This window comes from Nocardia sp. NBC_00565, from assembly GCF_036345915.1.
In the GTDB taxonomy this organism is placed as follows: Bacteria; Actinomycetota; Actinomycetes; order Mycobacteriales; family Mycobacteriaceae; genus Nocardia.
Map to the genome: position 1 here is coordinate 2,122,541 of NZ_CP107785.1, position 15,973 is coordinate 2,138,513.

Annotated in this window: 17 protein-coding genes; 13 read left to right on the top strand and 4 right to left on the bottom strand. The window is 66.8% G+C overall.

All coding sequences use genetic code 11. The features are described 5' to 3' along the window. Nucleotides 1–119: 119 nt before the first annotated feature. Nucleotides 120–443: an ArsR/SmtB family transcription factor gene (locus OG874_RS10220; RefSeq protein ID WP_330254872.1), complete on the top strand. Its 324-nt coding sequence runs from the start codon at nucleotides 120–122 to the stop codon at nucleotides 441–443. Between the two features lie 91 nt (nucleotides 444–534). On the opposite strand, the gene OG874_RS10225 is transcribed toward OG874_RS10220, so the two are convergent. Continuing rightward, nucleotides 535–1,521, bottom strand: coding sequence for a glycosyltransferase family 9 protein (locus tag OG874_RS10225; protein WP_330254873.1), 987 nt, complete (start codon nucleotides 1,519–1,521; stop codon nucleotides 535–537). 202 nt (nucleotides 1,522–1,723) lie between these two features. Between OG874_RS10225 and OG874_RS10230 the strand changes: the two genes are divergently transcribed. Both OG874_RS10230 and OG874_RS10235 read left to right on the top strand, forming a co-directional pair. Continuing rightward, complete coding sequence (locus OG874_RS10230; RefSeq protein WP_330254874.1) at nucleotides 1,724–2,134, top strand: VOC family protein; 411 nt, start codon at nucleotides 1,724–1,726, stop codon at nucleotides 2,132–2,134. Between the two features lie 71 nt (nucleotides 2,135–2,205). Continuing rightward, nucleotides 2,206–2,784, top strand: a complete 579-nt coding sequence (locus OG874_RS10235) for an HdeD family acid-resistance protein (protein WP_330254875.1) — start codon at nucleotides 2,206–2,208, stop codon at nucleotides 2,782–2,784. A gap of 111 nt (nucleotides 2,785–2,895) precedes the next feature. Here OG874_RS10235 and OG874_RS10240 read toward each other — a convergent pair whose 3' ends face one another. Then, nucleotides 2,896–3,531: a TetR/AcrR family transcriptional regulator gene (locus OG874_RS10240; RefSeq protein WP_330254876.1), complete on the bottom strand. Its 636-nt coding sequence runs from the start codon at nucleotides 3,529–3,531 to the stop codon at nucleotides 2,896–2,898. 229 nt (nucleotides 3,532–3,760) lie between these two features. Between OG874_RS10240 and OG874_RS10245 the strand changes: the two genes are divergently transcribed. From OG874_RS10245 to OG874_RS10255, 3 genes are all read left to right on the top strand, one after another. Further along, nucleotides 3,761–4,564 (top strand): SDR family NAD(P)-dependent oxidoreductase, encoded by an 804-nt coding sequence (locus OG874_RS10245; protein ID WP_330254877.1) that lies wholly within the window; start codon nucleotides 3,761–3,763, stop codon nucleotides 4,562–4,564. Nucleotides 4,565–4,611: 47 nt separating this feature from the next. Continuing rightward, nucleotides 4,612–5,739, top strand: coding sequence for a DUF5938 domain-containing protein (locus tag OG874_RS10250; RefSeq protein ID WP_330254878.1), 1,128 nt, complete (start codon nucleotides 4,612–4,614; stop codon nucleotides 5,737–5,739). Between the two features lie 108 nt (nucleotides 5,740–5,847). Continuing rightward, nucleotides 5,848–7,386, top strand: coding sequence for an acyl-CoA synthetase (locus OG874_RS10255; protein ID WP_330254879.1), 1,539 nt, complete (start codon nucleotides 5,848–5,850; stop codon nucleotides 7,384–7,386). Between the two features lie 16 nt (nucleotides 7,387–7,402). On the opposite strand, the gene OG874_RS10260 is transcribed toward OG874_RS10255, so the two are convergent. Continuing rightward, a complete protein-coding gene (locus OG874_RS10260) occupies nucleotides 7,403–8,452 on the bottom strand; it encodes an alpha/beta hydrolase family esterase (protein WP_330254880.1) in 1,050 nt (349 codons plus the stop codon). Between the two features lie 165 nt (nucleotides 8,453–8,617). Between OG874_RS10260 and OG874_RS10265 the strand changes: the two genes are divergently transcribed. From OG874_RS10265 to OG874_RS10275, 3 genes are read left to right on the top strand one after another with little or no spacing between them, the layout of a single operon-like run. Then, nucleotides 8,618–9,139 carry a gluconokinase gene (locus OG874_RS10265; RefSeq protein WP_330254881.1) on the top strand — a complete coding sequence of 174 codons (522 nt, stop codon included), beginning with the start codon at nucleotides 8,618–8,620 and terminating at the stop codon, nucleotides 9,137–9,139. Then, nucleotides 9,136–9,909: an SDR family oxidoreductase gene (locus OG874_RS10270; RefSeq protein WP_330254882.1), complete on the top strand. Its 774-nt coding sequence runs from the start codon at nucleotides 9,136–9,138 to the stop codon at nucleotides 9,907–9,909. Before OG874_RS10265 ends, OG874_RS10270 begins: the two co-directional genes overlap by 4 nt. A 36-nt stretch (nucleotides 9,910–9,945) precedes the next feature. Next, nucleotides 9,946–10,872, top strand: a complete 927-nt coding sequence (locus OG874_RS10275; protein ID WP_330254883.1) for a D-isomer specific 2-hydroxyacid dehydrogenase family protein — start codon at nucleotides 9,946–9,948, stop codon at nucleotides 10,870–10,872. On the opposite strand, the gene nac is transcribed toward OG874_RS10275, so the two are convergent. Continuing rightward, nucleotides 10,866–11,777, bottom strand: a complete 912-nt coding sequence (nac, locus tag OG874_RS10280; RefSeq protein WP_330257246.1) for a nitrogen assimilation transcriptional regulator NAC — start codon at nucleotides 11,775–11,777, stop codon at nucleotides 10,866–10,868. The genes OG874_RS10275 and nac overlap by 7 nt on opposite strands. A gap of 271 nt (nucleotides 11,778–12,048) precedes the next feature. Between nac and OG874_RS10285 the strand changes: the two genes are divergently transcribed. Genes OG874_RS10285 through OG874_RS10300 form a run of 4 tightly spaced genes read left to right on the top strand, consistent with a single transcriptional unit; the run spans nucleotide 12,049 to nucleotide 15,957 of the window. Beyond that, the gene (locus tag OG874_RS10285) at nucleotides 12,049–12,855 is read left to right on the top strand and encodes a LamB/YcsF family protein (protein ID WP_330254884.1); all 807 of its coding nucleotides are present in this window, start codon (nucleotides 12,049–12,051) and stop codon (nucleotides 12,853–12,855) included. Beyond that, nucleotides 12,843–13,556: a 5-oxoprolinase subunit B family protein gene (locus OG874_RS10290; RefSeq protein WP_330254885.1), complete on the top strand. Its 714-nt coding sequence runs from the start codon at nucleotides 12,843–12,845 to the stop codon at nucleotides 13,554–13,556. Before OG874_RS10285 ends, OG874_RS10290 begins: the two co-directional genes overlap by 13 nt. Then, nucleotides 13,535–14,596 (top strand): biotin-dependent carboxyltransferase family protein, encoded by a 1,062-nt coding sequence (locus tag OG874_RS10295; RefSeq protein WP_330254886.1) that lies wholly within the window; start codon nucleotides 13,535–13,537, stop codon nucleotides 14,594–14,596. Before OG874_RS10290 ends, OG874_RS10295 begins: the two co-directional genes overlap by 22 nt. Continuing rightward, nucleotides 14,593–15,957, top strand: a complete 1,365-nt coding sequence (locus OG874_RS10300; protein ID WP_330254887.1) for an MFS transporter — start codon at nucleotides 14,593–14,595, stop codon at nucleotides 15,955–15,957. Before OG874_RS10295 ends, OG874_RS10300 begins: the two co-directional genes overlap by 4 nt. Nucleotides 15,958–15,973: the final 16 nt, after the last annotated feature.

Genomic DNA, 15,973 nt, shown 5'->3' on the forward strand with positions numbered 1-15,973 from the left:
AAAGCCCAGTTGATATGTCACAACTGGATAACGACACGGCGTGGATGCGCTGTGTACCGGGGGAAATGGCGTACCGCGCCGAATTGACCAGAAGGATGCCGGTCGATCACACTATTTCAGTGCCGACTAAGGGAGTTCGCGCCCTGGAGGCGCTGGCCGACCCGACCCGCCGCGCCATTTTCGAGTCCTTGCCGACCGGGCCGTTGTCCGTCGGCGACCTGGCGAAGCTCGTCGGAGTCACCAGTTCCGCGGCCTCCCAGCATCTGCGCGTGCTGCGCGAAGCCCGGCTGGTCATGATGCGCCCCGACGGAAACCGTCGGCTGTACTTCCTGGACCCCCGCGGACTGGGTGACGCCCGCGACTACCTCGAGCAGTTCTGGCCGAGCGCCCTGGCCGCCTACGCCGCAGTCCTGAGCACTGCCCGCGCCGACGGTAACGCCTGAACCGGACGGGCTCGCGCCGAAGATTCACGAGCACTCGATGCGACCCGCCCCGGCATCGCGTTCCTGCCGCGCCCTCGCGCGGCCCGCGCGGTCAACCCACGCGGCGATACGCCGTTCGTCCACGGTTGGTGCCGCTGCCCGGCCAAGTGCGCTTGGTGATCTGCTTGTCGACGGCGGATATCACCTCGGTGACGCCGATCCGCAGCAGTCCCGGATCGGGCGTATCGGCCATCGGGTCGCCGACCTGACCGGCCCACAGCACCACATGCCGGCCGAGCAGATGTGGCGGCGGCCCACCCCAGCGCGGCGGTGTCGGGCCGAACAGCAGCACGGTGCGGGTGCCGAAGGCGGTGGCCAGATGCGCGACGCCGGTATCACCGGAGATGACCAGTGCGGCCTCGGCGACGGTGGCGGCGAGTTCGATGAGGTTCTGCTCGCCCGCCAGCACCCGGCCCACCGGTAGGCCCGCGCGGGCGGCGATATTCAGCGCGATATCGCGTTCGTACTCGTCACCGGTGAGCACTACCTCGCGACCGAGCACCAGCAGATGGCGTACGACGGCGGCGAACCGGTCCGCCGGCCAACGGCGCGCCGGTGCTCCCGCGCCGACGTGCACCACGACGCAATCCCGGTGGCTGGTCGTCGCGACCGGCGGGACCAGGCCGAGGTTGCGGCGGTCGGCGACGATGCCGTCGGATTCGAGCAGATGACACCAGCGTTCGACGTCGTGCATATCCGTATGCCACTCCGGGCCTTCCAAGTCCGGAAAGGCTGGGTTGCGGTAGGAGAGGATGCGGCCGGGATCGGTCTTGGTGAGCGCGACGATGCTCTCGGCGCTCGCGCCGTGCAGGTTCACCGCGAGTGCGGGTTCGGGGGCGTCCCAGCGCAGTCCGCTGAGTTCGGCGGTCGGCGCCATGGTGTCGACGCAGGCGATGAGATCGACGATCGGCTTCAAGCGGTGCGGGGCCGCTAGGACGATCTGATCGTGTGGTTTCGCCCGTCGTAACGCACGCAACGCCGGAACCGCGGTGAGTAGATCACCGAGGCCACGTGCCTGCAACACGAGAACAACCGCCACCCTCTTCTCCTAGCCACCCGAGACTCGCGAACCCGACCCAACCCGCCTCACCCCATGGGTGCACACGGCGAGAGCCACTTACGGATGACTACCCGAGCCCGATCGGCGATAAACGTGAGCGCGTAGCGGGTTATCGAGCCCGCCGCGGCTGCCGGAGGACTAACCTCGGCGATGGCGGCACCTATACCAAGGAGCGTTCCCTATGACCTCCCGGCTCAATCCGTACATCGGTTTCGGCGATACGGCGCGCGCTGCGCTCGAGTTCTATCGAGACGTGTTCGACGGCACGCTGACCGTGCAGACCTTCGGGGATATGAGCGACAAGGAAGCACCCGGCGCGGAACTGATCATGCACGGCATGCTGGAGACGCCGAGCGGCTTCACGCTGATGGCCTCCGATACCCCGCCCGGTATGGAATACACACCGGGAAGCAGTATTTCGATCAGTCTCAGCGGTGACGACGCGGGCGAACTGCGCGGTTACTGGGACCAGCTGGTGGCCGGTGGCACGGTGACCGTGCCGCTGGAGAAGCAGATGTGGGGCGACGAATTCGGTATGTGCGTGGACCGGTTCGGTATCGCGTGGATGGTCAACATCGCCACCCCCGCATAGGTTGGCGGCCGCCGGGCGCACTATCGAGCAAATGTCCAGAAAACCAGTGGCGCCAGGCATAACATCAGGTCATGACGACAAACAGCGTGCTAGAGGGTCCTCTGCAGCGGCTTGCGCGCAGTGCGTGGCAAACCGTCCTGGTCACCGGCATCCTGGCGGTGATCCTCGGTGTCATGATCCTGGTGTGGCCGCGGGTGACGCTGGCGGCCGCCGGGATCATCTTCGGCATCTACCTGGTGGTGAGCGGCTTCCTGCAGTTGCTCGCCGCGTTCGGCGCGCCGGCCAGCGCGGGTGTGCGGGTGCTGGCGTTCATCAGTGGCGTGTTGTCGATCATCATCGGAGTTTTCTGCTTCCGTGACGAGTTGGCGTCGATTCTGTTGCTCGGTCTGTGGATCGGTATCGGCTGGCTGTTTCGTGGTGTCGCGGTGCTGGTGGCCGCGATCTCCGAACCCGCGCTGCCGGGTCGCGCCTGGCAGGGGTTCTTCGGTCTCATCACCGCGATCGGCGGTGTGGTGCTGATCGTGTGGCCGGTCGCGTCGGTGGCGACGCTGGCTTTGGTCGCGGGTTGGTGGCTGATCATCCTCGGGATCATGGAGATCGTCACCTCGTTCGGTGTCCGCAAGGATGCCAAGAAGCTCGCCGAAGTCTGAGATCTTCGAATGCAGCATGCGGCACGTCGAGATGCCTTGTCCGCCTTGTGTTTCGTACTCGATCCGGAGTGCTGCCGGTAGGTTGCGTCGGGCTCCGCCGCGGTATCCGGTTCAGGCGTTGGTGATCAGACTGTCCAGCAGCCGGTGCGCGTCGGCGCGCAGTTTGCTCGCGGCGGTGTCGTCGCCGGCCAGCTTGCGGAGCAGGGCTTGCTGGAACAGGCCGTCGAAAACGGCGTAGGCGAAATCGGATGAGGCAGCGGGCGGTGCGTCGGCGAGCTCGCAATAGCGGCTGACCACATGCCAGATCATCTGTTCACGGCGTTGGTCGATCTCACCGACATCCCCCCGGAACGATTCCTCGAACAGGCTCTGGTTGCGCAGGTCGTACCAGAGCCGGTGCAGGTGGGCGTCGGTGTCGAGGGTGGCGGCCATCGCGGCGGCGAACCCGTCGCGCAGTTCCGCCGCGGTGTGCGCGGTGGCGACGACCTCGTCGTATCTGGTGACGCAGGCGGCCTCGTATTGGCGCACGGCGTGGGTGATCAGCTCGTTCTTATCGTTGAAGTAGTAGTGCAGGACACCGTGGGAGAACTCGGAGTTCTGCGCGATCTCGCGCAGGCTGGTGCGGGCGTAGCCGAGTTCGGCGAGGGTGTGCAGCGCGGCGGCGGCCAGCTGCGCGCGGCGTTCGCCGAACTTGTCGACCTGGCGGCGCGATATCCGGTCGCGATTGCTCTCGACGATCTCGGTCACCGTGGACTTCTCCCCGTCTCCTGGGCCCGCTGCCTGCGGGCGCGCCTGCAGTTTATCGCGTGTGGCGGCCGTCTCGCGCGGCGGGTTGGACAGTCGTCAAGAGAAGTCTTGACGACTGTCAAGATTTCACTAGGCTGTGATCCACGTCGCATCGAGGCGAGCCATTCGGGGCAGCCGGGCGATGTCGGTGACTAGCCGTGTTGGGCGTTCATCTCGAGGAGGAGATGTCATGAGTGGATATGACCTGGTCGGCCGCAAGGCGTTGGTGACCGGCGGGGCACGCGGGCTAGGTGCGGGGATGGCCGAGGCCCTGGCCCGCGCCGGAGCCGCCGTCGCCATCGGTGATGTCCGCGAAGACCTGGGCAAGGAGACGGTCGAGGCATTGCGGCAGTCCGGCGCCACGGCCGAATTCGTCGCGCTGGACGTGACCGACGACGCCGCATGGGAGCTGGCCGTCACCAACACCGTCGACGCGCTCGGCGGTCTGGACATCGTGGTCAACAACGCGGGCGTGGAAATCACCAGCTTGATCGTCGATCTCGTCCCGGACGAGGTCCGCCGGATGCTGGAGGTGAACCTGCTCGGTACGGCGCTCGGTATCAAGCACGCCTTCCGGGCAATGCGGCCCGGCGGCGCGGCGGGCCGGGGAGGGGCGGTTGTCAATATCGCGTCGGTCGCCGCGACCATCGCGTTTCCCGGTATCGCGGTGTATTCGGCGACCAAGTCCGGCGTCGATCGGCTCACCCGGGTCGCGGCGATGGAATCGGGCAAGCTCGGCTACGGCGTCCGGGTGAACTGCGTTTACCCCGGGTTGGTGCCGACCGCGATGGGCAGTCAGCTGGCTCAGGATGTGGCGGATCTGGGGCTGTTCAGCAGTCCCGAGGAAGCGGTCGGCGCTGTCGTGGGTCTCACCCCGGCGGGGCGGCTCGGTGAGGTCGCCGATATGGCCGACGCCGTGGTGTTCCTGGCCTCGGATGCGGCCCGGTTCATCACCGGCGCCGGCCTGCCGGTCGACGGCGGCATGGGCATGTGACCCGCGGCCCGACCTGACATCGCTATCAATGAAAGGTTCGAATTTCCATGACTACCGCCAAGCCCGTCATCGTCTACGGCGCCTCCGGCTACACCGGCCGGTTGGTGTGTGAATACCTGCGCGAGTACAACATCGCGTTCGTTGCCGCCGGTCGCGACAAGTCGCGCATCCAAGAGACAATGGAGCGGATCCCCGGCATCGAGACCGCCGCGTACGAGGTGGTGGAGGTCGCCCACGAGGTCGGTCCGCTGACCGAGTTGTTCAGTGGGGCGAGCGTTGTCTGCAACACTGTGGGGCCGTTCGCCCAGTACGGCCACGAGGTGGTCGAGGCGTGTATCGCCGCCGGAACCCACTACCTGGACACCACCGGTGAGCAGGACTGGCTGATCGACTGCGACGAAAACTACGGCCGGCGGATGGCCGAGCGCGGTCTGCTGCTGTCGCCGGGGCTCGCCCAGATGTACACCACTGGTGAAATCGCGGCCAACATCTGCTTGGAGACCCCAGGTCTGGACACCCTCGACATCCAGGTCTTCTGGAAGGGGTTCCCGACCATCGCCTCGACGCGGACCATTCTGGTCAACGCGGCGCTGTCGAAGGCCTATTACCTGGAGCAGAACCAGTACGTGGAGTGGCCCGTCGACGGCGGTCTCTATGACGTCACGGTGCCCGGCCAGCATCAGACCGAGCTGGCGCTGCCGTGGGGCGGCACATCGCATCCGGTGTGGTTCAAGCGCGACCCGCGGGTGGCCAATGTCAAGGTGCTGGGCGGTGTCTTCAATCGGGCGCTCATGCAAGGCGTTCCGCAGATCGTGGCCGCCGTCGTGGAGCAGGTGAAAGACCTGCCGCGAGAAGAGAAGTACAAGGTGCTCGCCGAACAGGCGGCGGGCGTGATGAACGAGATGCCACCGCGGGAGAATCCGCGGATCAACACCTCACTGGACTCGGTGCACGCCTCCGGCCCGCTCGGACGCGCGCACTGCGTGATCTATGGCAACTGCAACTACAAGCAGACGGGCCTGATGCAGGCCTACGCCGCGTATTCCCTACTGCAGCAGGCACCCCGGCGCGTCGGTTTCGCATCGGGCTGCCAAGCGTTCGGTCATCGTGAACTGCTGGGTGTGCTGCGCGGTTTCGGACTGGTCATGGAACCGGTGCTGACCGTGCACAGCTGACCCGGCTCCGGTGGTCGGCGCGCGCCTCGGCGCAGCGGTTCGCGTCGGCCGCCGGAATTCTCGAATCACCGTTCCCGACATCAGTATTCGACTCTCCGAGGATCACCCGTGCGCTTGACCGACTATCTCGACAAGGGGGCCACGCTCGGCGCGAGCGCGCCCTGCCTGACCATGAACGAGCGGACCCTGACCTACGCGGAGGTCCAGCGGCTGTCGTGGCGGATCGCCCGCGCGCTGGATCGCTCCGGCGTGCGCCCGGGCGCGAAAGTCGCGATCCTGTCCGCCAACGACACCCTGGCATTCAGTTGCGTATTCGGCATCGCGCGGGCCGGTGCGGTGTGGTGTCCGATCAACCCGCGCAACGAAGCCGCCGAAAACCGCGACCTACTCGACCTTTTCGACTGCACGTGCCTGATCTTCCAGGACTCGTTCACCCCGCTGGTCGCCGCGATCGTCCCGAACCTGCCGAATCTGACCACCCTGGTCTGCCTCGATGGACCGGGCGTTGCCGAGGCCGAATCCTTCGACGCATGGACCGATGGGCTCGGCGACGAGCCGTGGCAGGCCGAACCGGTCGACGACATCGCTCTGCTCGTCGGCACCGGGGGCACGACCGGCCGCCCCAAGGGTGTGATCTTGACCGGGCACAATATCGAAACGATGTCGGCGCTGACGCTGATGAGCTACCCGTTCGATCCGCGTCCGCGCTACCTCGCGTTGGCACCGCTGACCCACGCGGCCGGGGTGCTGTGCTTCCCGGTGCTGACCCTCGGTGGCGAGATCGTCGTGATGCCCGCGCCGGAGTTGGGTGAGTTCCTCGCGCTGATACGGCGACACCGGATCACCCATACCTTCCTGCCGCCCACCCTGATCTACCTGCTGCTGGACCACCCCGAACTCGAACGCGCCGAACTGGATTCGCTGCAATGCCTGTGGTACGGCGCGGCTCCGATGTCCGTGGCGCGCCTGGAACAAGCGCTGGACCGCATCGGACCGGTCATGGCCCAACTGTTCGGGCAATCCGAAGCGCCCATGATGATCGCCACCCTCGCGCCGAAACAGCATTTCCGGGCCGACGGGTCGATCGCGCGGGAGCGCCTGCGCTCGGTGGGCCAACCGACCGCGCTGACGCTGGTCGCGATCATGGACGATCACGGCGTCCTGCTGCCCGCGGGCAACCGTGGCGAGATCGTCGTCCGCGGTCCGCTGGTGATGGCGGGCTACTACAAGAACGCCGAGGCCACCGCCGAAGCCGGTCGGTACGGCTGGCACCACACCGGCGATATCGGCTACCTCGACGACGACAACTACCTCTATATCGTCGATCGCGCCAAAGACATGATCATCACCGGCGGCTTCAACGTCTATTCCGCCGAGGTCGAACAGGCACTGCTGGCCCACCCCGCTGTCCAGGACTGCGGCGTCATCGGCCTACCCGACTCGAAATGGGGTGAAAGTGTGACTGCCGTCATCCAACTCCGCCCCGGCCGCACCGTCACCGGCGCGCAGGTTCGCGCATTCGTCAAGGAACGGCTCGGCAGCGTGAAAACCCCCAAGCGCGTGGAGATCTGGCCGGATCTGCCCCGCTCGAAGATCGGCAAGGTGCTCAAGAACGAGATCAAAGCCCGGCTCGAGGCGTCGTCGTAGGCCGCTGTGCGTCGTCTCAGGGCAGGGGGTGAGTGCGGAAGAAATCCCAGATGACCTCGGTGGCCTTGATGGAGGTGGTGTTGACGCCGACGAGGGGTTCCGGGAAGGGCAGCGGACTGCCGGGCCAGACGTGTCCGCCATTGATGATCGAGTAGAGCTGGACGCTGGCGTTGGCGGGGCAGGGGTAGTTCTGTAGTTCGACGTCGGGTGCGACCTGGGTGCGTTGCGGCTCGGGTCCGCAGCCATTGCGGTGTGCCCACGCCGCCGCGTTGGCCGGAATGCTTTGGGCCCCAGGGCCGTTGGTATTGGGTTTGCCTTCCTGCACGACCGAGCCGTCGCCGTCCGGTGCGGGCAGCAGGCGGGCGTTCGGTCCGGTGCCGCCGGTGTAGGCGACAATCGGGTCGGCGGTGCCGTGGAACGCGATAACGGGAACCGGCCGGGTCGTCTGGCACCAGCTGAAGTCCTGGAGTCCGGCGACCGGTGCGATGGCCGCGATGCGGTCGGAGAGTTGGCAGCCCAGCGATGAAGTGGTGAAGGCGCCCATCGAGAGTCCGGTGACGTAGACGCGCCGCTGGTCGAGGCACAGGGTGGATTCGACGTGGGTGAGCAGTTCCGACAGGTACCCGATATCAGCGCTCGCGGGTTGGAAGTCCCAGCGGGGCAGGCCGGGCTCATCCAGCTGCGGGGTGATGGTGACGAAGCCGTGGGTGGTGCCGTAGTCACCGACGCCGGTGCTCTCGTGCGCGATCAGGGCCGGTTCGATGTAGCCGTGCAAGTCCAGGACCACTGGCAGCGGTCTGTCGGCGGCAGGCGGAACATCCTGAATATAGGTGCCGGTGCGGCCGAGTGCGTCGAATCGCAACGTGGAACGTTGCGGGGCCGCCGCTTGTGCGCCGCAACCGGCCGACGCCGCGGCCTCGGGGGCATCGGCGTGTGCGACGCCAGGGGCGATCGTGAGGGCCAATGCCGCAACCGTCCCGATGACGTGCAGGAGCCGGCGCCCCGGCGTGCGAAACGACTGGCCGATCGCTCGTACCGGCCGTTCAAGAATCGCATTCTCGATCATGCGAAGCATGGTCTCACAAACGGGCGGTTTGTGTGATTGGTCGTCATCGATATCGCATTTTCTTATGACGTCCTCGAGAACCGGTATCTCCCGACCCATTGCTCGGCTCCGGGCTGTTCGGGCATGGTCGAGCGGCGGTATCCACATCGGCGGACAGGAATATTCATGCGCGGCGAGCGACCACCCCACATCGTGGTGATGGGGGTGACGGGTTGCGGGAAGACGACGATCGCGCGTCGGGCGGCCGGTTTGGCGGCTGCTGAATTCCTCGATGCCGACGACCTGCATCCCGGGTCGAATATCGAGAAGATGGCCGCCGGGATCGCGCTGACCGATGCGGACCGGGTGCCGTGGCTCGCGGCGGTCCGCGACTGGATACGGTCGCGCGAAGGGCAGTGTGTGGTGGCCTGTTCCGCGCTACGGCGACGCTATCGGGACGTGCTGCGCGAGGTACCTGAACCGATTGCGTTCGTGCACCTCGACGGCGAGCCCGACGCCATCCGGTCACGGATGACCGCACGAAACGGCCATTTCATGCCGTCGGCCCTGCTCGCCTCCCAATTGGCGCTGCTCGAGCCACTCGAACCCGACGAATTCGGCATCGCGCTGGACCTCGGGGCGACACCCGACGAGATCGCCCGGTCCGCGGTCGACTTTGCCCAGGCAGCCCGAAAGGTGGCACGGTGACCCCACATCGCAGTTTCGATATCGAGGGCAAGGTCGCCCTGGTGACCGGCTCGAGCCGCGGCATCGGCTACGCGTTGGCGACCGGACTTGCCGAGGCGGGGGCGGTGGTCGTGCTCAACGGCCGGGATGGCGCGGCACTCGAGCGCAGCCGGGACGAGATCGTCGCGGGCACCGGGGGAGTGGTCCATATCCGCGCATTCGACGCGACGGACTCCGCGCAGGTGGCCGCCGCGGCACAGCAGGTCGAGGCCGAGGTGGGCCCGGTCGATATCGTGGTGAACAACACCGGAATTCAGCATCGAAGTCCGCTGCTGGAGTTCTCCGACAACGATTTTCGGCGCGTGCTGGATACCAATCTGTTCAGTGCGTTCTGCGTGGGGCGGGAGTTCGCACGCGCGATGGTCGAGCGCGGGCGCGGGAAGATCGTGAACATCTGTTCGGTGCAAAGTGAATTGGGCCGGACCGGTATCGCACCGTACGCGGCCAGCAAGGGTGGGCTGAAGATGCTCACTCGCGGCATGTGCGCGGACTGGGGGCCGCTCGGACTGCAGGTCAACGCGATCGCGCCCGGTTACTTCGATACCGAGCTGACGGCGGCGCTGGTCAACGACGCCGAGTTCAGCGCCTGGCTCACCAAGCGCACGCCGGCGGGTCGATGGGGGCGTACCGAGGAACTCGTCGGTGCGCTGCTGTTCCTCGCCTCGGCGGCGTCGGACTTCGTCAACGGCCAGATCCTGTATGTCGACGGCGGTCTGACCGCCGTCGTGTGAGAGCCCGTCAACCGTCCACGACATCGAAAGCGAACCGTGCTGTCTACCACTGCTCCGCGAATCCACCTCGGCCCCAACAGAGATCCCGCCCTCGCCTGGGGAATCGAGCAGGGCGGCGGTGTCCTGGTACCGCTCGAGTACGCCGACGCCGTCGTATGGTCGCAGGGGCCCGATACCTTCCCCGACCGCCTGCCCAGCTCCGTGCGCTGGGTCCAATTGCCTTCTGCCGGTGTCGAACCGTGGATCTCCGCCGGAATTGTGGACGAACGCCGCGTATGGACATCCGCGGCCGGTGTGTACGCACGCAATGTCGCCGAGCACGGCGTCGCGCTGCTGCTCGCCGGCGTGCGCGCACTTGCCGAACAGGTGCGCGCGACATCATGGCGCAAGGCCGAATTCGATCACCGGGTCGCGACGCTGCACGGCGCGACTGTCGCGATCGTTGGCTGCGGTGGCATCGGCCGGGCCATGATTCCCTTGCTCACCGCATTCGGTGCGAAGGTGCTCGCGGTGACGCGGTCGGGTGTCCCGGTGCCCGGTGCGAGCGAAACGGTCGACGCCACCCGGACTACCGAAATCTGGTCGCGCGCAGATCATTTCGTGCTCGCCGCGCCAGCGACGTCGGAAACGGCACAGCTGGTCGACGCGGCCGCACTGGCCGGTATGAAGTCGACGGCGTGGATCGTCAACGTGGCCCGCGGCGCGCTGATCGACACCGACGCTCTGGTGCGCGCGCTGGCCGACGGCTCGATCGGTGGCGCCGCCCTCGATGTGACCGATCCGGAACCGCTTCCGGAGGGTCATCCGCTGTGGACACTGCCCAATGCCATCGTGACCCCGCACGTCGCCAATCCGAAAACCGGTCTGACCGCGGTGCTCGCCGACCATGTGTCGGCAAACGTCGAACGGTTCGCCGCCGGACAGCCGCTGCTCGCGACCATCGATATCGAGCGGGGTTACTGAGCGCTGCGCCCCGCGCTGTTCCTGATGTAATCGGCGACGACGGCCCGCAGTAACTCGCGCACCGCCTCGGCGGGTTTGGACAGCGGCTGATTCGTCGGTGTGCCCAGCGACACCTGGACCGTGATCGCCGGCTCGATGCGGCGCAATTCGAGGTTGTCGACGTTCATGATGCGCCGGGCCACCGACAGCGGTAATACGGTGGCGCCCAGACCATTTCGTACGGCCTGCGCCATCAGCGTCACCGATTCCACCTCCCCGACGACATGTGCTTGTTCGAGGGCGTGATCGTAGGCCTGCTCCACGACCTTGCGGATCGTGTGCATCGGGCCGGGTAGGAGCAGCGGCAGGCCCGCCAGCTGTTGGATCGAGACCGCGGCACCCGTATCACCGGGCAGTCCGGTACCGGTCGGGGCGACGACCATCAGTTCCTCGGTGAGCAGTGGCTCGAAGGTGACGCCCTTGATCGGCCCGGCGTCATAGAGCAGCGCCATATCCATCCGGCCGGTCATCATTGCCTCGCTGAGCACGCCGCCGAAGTTCTCGTTGATGTGCAGCAGGATGCTGGGGTACCGCTCGCGCACCGCGGTGAGCAACGGCAGGGCGATCGCGTGCACGGTGCTGTAGGGGGCGAGCCCGACCGATACCCCACCCGCCAGCTCGCGCCCGACGACGCTCACCTCGGCCTGCGCACTCTGCACCTGTCGCAAGATGATCTGCGCGTGGCGGTACAGGGCGCGGCCCGCATCGGTGGGCTCCACGCCCTGCTTGTGCCGGATCAGCAGTTGCTGACCGAAGTGGGCCTCCAGCGCCGTCATCTGCTGGCTCAGCGCCGGCTGGGCGATGTGCAGGATATCCGCCGCACGGGTGATGCTGCCAGCATCCACGATACGAACGAACGAGAACAAACGTCGGGTATCCACTTCGGTTCACCTTCCTGGAAGCGACGTTGTCGCACGCGATGATTTCCGCATTGTTGCCCGCCGGATACACCGCGGTACCGAATTCGCGGCCGTCAACCGCGGCCCTTCGCATTGTCGCTGTTCAGACACCATAGAGGTTCGTTATCGCCTCACCAAAAACAGGTATTACCGGCCCCCGAGGGAACCTGCGTACCGTCCGTAACACCGAAAGTTCACAAGAACGGCGCTCGCAGTTTCCCACCCCGCGGAGGCATCAATGGCACGGAAGATCGATCTCGTCGCCGACGTCGGCGAGAGCTTCGGAGCGTGGACGATGGGCGATGACGACGCGCTGTTGGATGTGCTCACCTCGGCCAACGTAGCCTGCGGCTTCCACGCCGGAGATCCGCGGACCATGGACCGCGCGGTGGCGCACTGCGTCGCTCGCGGCATCCGGGTCGGCGCGCATCCGAGCTTTCCGGATCTCGTCGGTTTCGGCCGCCGTGCGATGGACCTCTCCGCCGACGAGGTGCGCACGGATGTGCTGTACCAACTCGGCGCGCTGCAGGCCTTCGCGGTCACGCACGCGACCACGCTGTCACACGTCACACCGCACGGCCGGTTGGGCAATCTGGTGGCTACCCGCGCCGACTATGCCGCCGCCGTCGTCGATGCCATCCGGTCGTTCGACCCGAGCCTGATCGTTCTCGCGCAGGCTGGTGAACTCGCCGATTACGCTCGTGCACAAGGGATTCGCGTTGCCATCGTCGGTGTCGTCGACCGTGCCTACCACGCCGACGGCACGCTCGTGCCCCGATCGGAGCCGGGTGCGGTCATCCATGACACCGACGAACTCGTCCGGCGCGCGGTCCGACTGGTGACCGAAGGATTCATCGACGCTGTCGAGGGCACACCGATCCCGGTCGAGGCGGACACCCTGCTGCTGCATGGTGATAACGGCGACGCGGTGCGCAATGCGAAGGCGATTCGGGCCGCGCTCACCGACGTCGGCGTCGAGATCGTCGCGCTGCCCGAGGTGCTCGCGGATCGTGCCGAGCGGGAAACCGAATCATGTCCGGCATAACGGATATCGCGGACTGCGGGGACTCCGCGGTACGTGTCACCGCACTCGACGCCGACCCGGAAGAACGCTGGCGGATCGTACATACGCTCGCCACCACCCTCGACAATCACGCCGACCGGTTCGCGATCACCGGCAGCATTGCGACCTACGATGCGCTGCTCGTCGAATTCGACTGCGCGGCAAGCAGTCACGATGCCATTCGGGGGTTGATCGAGCAGCTGGTCCCGGGATCGACGTCCGCGCCGCGGCACCGGAGTCGGCACTTCGACGTTCCCGTGGTCTATGGCGGTGAATTCGGGCCGGACCTCGACGAGGTGGCACAGCACCTCGACCTGTCCCCGGACGAAGTGATTCGCCTACACGGCTCGGCGCCACTGACCATGCGCTGCTTCGGATCTCCCGGCGGTGCGCCGATGCTGGACGGTCCGGCCTTTCCGCGACCGGTGCCGCGCCGCGCCGTTCCGCGCCCCCACGTGCCGGCGGGCGCGGTGGCGGTCGCCGGTCGCCAAGCGGTCATCTCCGCACGCCCCGCGCCGGGTGGGTGGCCGGTGATCGGCCGGACCCCGCTCACCATGGTCGATCTCGGCACCGAGCCGCTGTCGGACTTTCGGCCGGGTGACACGTTCCGGTTCTATGCCATCGCGGCGCACGACTGGTCCAGGTACGAGGGGGGTGCGCCATGGCTGAAACCATCACTGTGACGACTCCGGGGATCAGCTGGATCCAGGATCTCGGCCGTCGGTGGGCGTCGAGGATAGGGCAGCTGACCGGCGGGGCCCTGGACCAGTACAGCGCCGAGGTCGCCAACGCGCTGGTCGCCAGTGCGCCCACCGCACCATTGCTCGAACTCGTCGCCATGGACTTCGGTGCCGTGGCAAGCACCGACCTGCTCGTCGCGGTCACGGGCGCCCCCGCCGACATACGCGTCGCCGGTGTCACACGCACCCAGTGGGAACCGTTCGTTTGGCCTGCGGGCACCGAACTCACCGTCCGCGGCATCCGCGATGGACTCAGGGTCTACCTCGCTGTGCACGGGTCCATCTCCGCGAACTATCTGCTCGGCAGTTGCGCTCCGGATTCGGTTCTCGGATTCGGTCGGCAACTGATGGCCGGCGATGACATCGCCGTCGCCGTCGACGGACCGGCGATCGACCACCCGTATTTCCGAATTCCGCTCTTCCGGTTCGGCGCGCGAGCGGCCGAATTCACCGGCAGCTGGTGGATCGACGTCACCGACGGACCCGACATCGACGAATTCGGCACGTCCGCCGAGCGACTGTGCCGGACTCCCTTCGTGATCGGCGCCAATAGCAATCACATCGGACTCCGGCTCACCCCCGCCGATCCCGATGCCGCCGTCCCACGCCGGGAGAGCCGGACCGAGATCCTGTCCCGGGGCGTGCCGATCGGGGCCGTGGAGGTGCCGGCCGGCGACGAACTGCTGGTCCTGCACCGTGGCCGGGGTGTCACGGCCGGCTATCCGGTGCTGGCGGTCGTCACCGCTACCGGTTTATCGCGGCTCGGGCAGGCCAGGCCCGGCCAGCGGGTCCGATTCCGGCGCGTCACCGTACCCGACGCGGTGCGCCGCTACCGGGCGCAGCAGGCCGCGATCGATCGACTACGCGCGCGGGTGGCGACCGCATTCGACAGCCTCCGCATTCCCGTCCACACCAGCGCAATCAGCTTCCCCCCGCCTTCCCGCGGCCTTTCGAGCCCGCTCAGTAACCTGGAGTACGCATGACCGACACGATCTCACCGACCACCGCGGGTTCGGTGCCCGACCTCGAGACGACCGATCATCGGCCGCGACCCGGCTCGATCCGCAAGGTCGTGCTCGCCGGCTGCGTCGGCATCTTCGTCGAGCTCTACGACAACGGCATCTTCGCCTTCATGGCGACGGCGCTGGCCATCGTGTTCTTCGATGTCTCCAAGTCGAGCGATGCCCTGATGCTGGTATTCGCGGGGTACGCGATCTCCTTCTTCGTGCGGCCGCTGGGCGCGGTGGTGTGCGGCATTCTGGGCGACAAGATCGGTCGCCAGAAAATGCTCGTCTTCGTCATCCTGCTCATCAGCGTCGCGACGGCGGGGATCGGTGTGCTACCGACCTATGCCGCCGTCGGGATCGCGGCGCCGACACTGCTGATCGCCCTGCGGCTGGCGCAGGGATTCTCGGTCGGCGGCGAGGCCGCGGGCGCGATGACCTTCCTCGCCGAGCACGCTCCGGCGGGCAAACGCGGGCTGATCACCAGTTACGCCCAGATCGCCTCCTTCCTGGCGCTGCTGACCGGCACCCTCGTCGCCTACACGATGTCCCCCTGGCTGAATACGAGCGCCATCCACGGCGGCGGATTCGGAAGCTGGGCCTGGCGCGTCCCGTTCCTCATCGCCATCCCCATGGGTGTCATCGGCTGGTACATCCGCCGCGCGATCAGCGACACCCCGAACTTCGGAAAGCTCAAGGAATCCGGCGGACTGTCGCGCAATCCGCTGAAGGAAGCCTTCGCAACGCCCGAGCACCGCAGGGCCATGCTCCTTGCCTTGTTCATCCCACTGATGAACGGCTCCGGCTATTACGTCCTGTTCTCCTACATGCCGACATTCCTCAAGGGCGACAAGATCGGATTCTCCACCGGCACCGCCCTGCTCGTCACCGCGGCCAGTCTGGTCGCGATCTGTATCGCGATTCCGTTCATGGGCGGACTGTCGGACAAACTCGGCCGCAAGAAGGTGATGGCCGGCGCCGCGATCGCGATGGCCATCGGCGCCATCCCGTGCTACGCCCTCATCGCGACCGGTAATTTCGCGCTGGCCGTGCTCGGCGCGTGCATCATGGCGGTCATCTTCGCCGGCCACACCGCGGTCGTCCACATTCTCATCGTCGAACTGTTCCCGACCCGGGTTCGATACTCCGCCTACGGCCTCGGCTACAACATCTCCTCGGCCATCTTCGGCGGCACCGCCCCGCTCCTGATGACCTGGGCGATCCCGCATTTCGGCATCTATATCCCCGCCGTCTACGCCGTCGTCACCGCACTGGGCACCCTGGCCGCGGTCAGCACCGTCACCGACCGGGCCCACCAGCCGCTGCGCGACACGCTCTGACGATTCCGCACCGAAA

Coding starts and splice junctions, on each gene's coding strand:
- OG874_RS10260 (WP_330254880.1), bottom strand. CDS start 8,452: ATGATCGAGAATGCGATTCTTGAACGGCCGGTACGAGCGATCGGCCAG.
- OG874_RS10300 (WP_330254887.1), top strand. CDS start 14,593: ATGACCGACACGATCTCACCGACCACCGCGGGTTCGGTGCCCGACCTC.
- OG874_RS10295 (WP_330254886.1), top strand. CDS start 13,535: ATGGCTGAAACCATCACTGTGACGACTCCGGGGATCAGCTGGATCCAG.
- OG874_RS10230 (WP_330254874.1), top strand. CDS start 1,724: ATGACCTCCCGGCTCAATCCGTACATCGGTTTCGGCGATACGGCGCGC.
- OG874_RS10290 (WP_330254885.1), top strand. CDS start 12,843: ATGTCCGGCATAACGGATATCGCGGACTGCGGGGACTCCGCGGTACGT.
- OG874_RS10285 (WP_330254884.1), top strand. CDS start 12,049: ATGGCACGGAAGATCGATCTCGTCGCCGACGTCGGCGAGAGCTTCGGA.
- OG874_RS10250 (WP_330254878.1), top strand. CDS start 4,612: ATGACTACCGCCAAGCCCGTCATCGTCTACGGCGCCTCCGGCTACACC.
- OG874_RS10245 (WP_330254877.1), top strand. CDS start 3,761: ATGAGTGGATATGACCTGGTCGGCCGCAAGGCGTTGGTGACCGGCGGG.
- OG874_RS10265 (WP_330254881.1), top strand. CDS start 8,618: ATGCGCGGCGAGCGACCACCCCACATCGTGGTGATGGGGGTGACGGGT.
- OG874_RS10235 (WP_330254875.1), top strand. CDS start 2,206: ATGACGACAAACAGCGTGCTAGAGGGTCCTCTGCAGCGGCTTGCGCGC.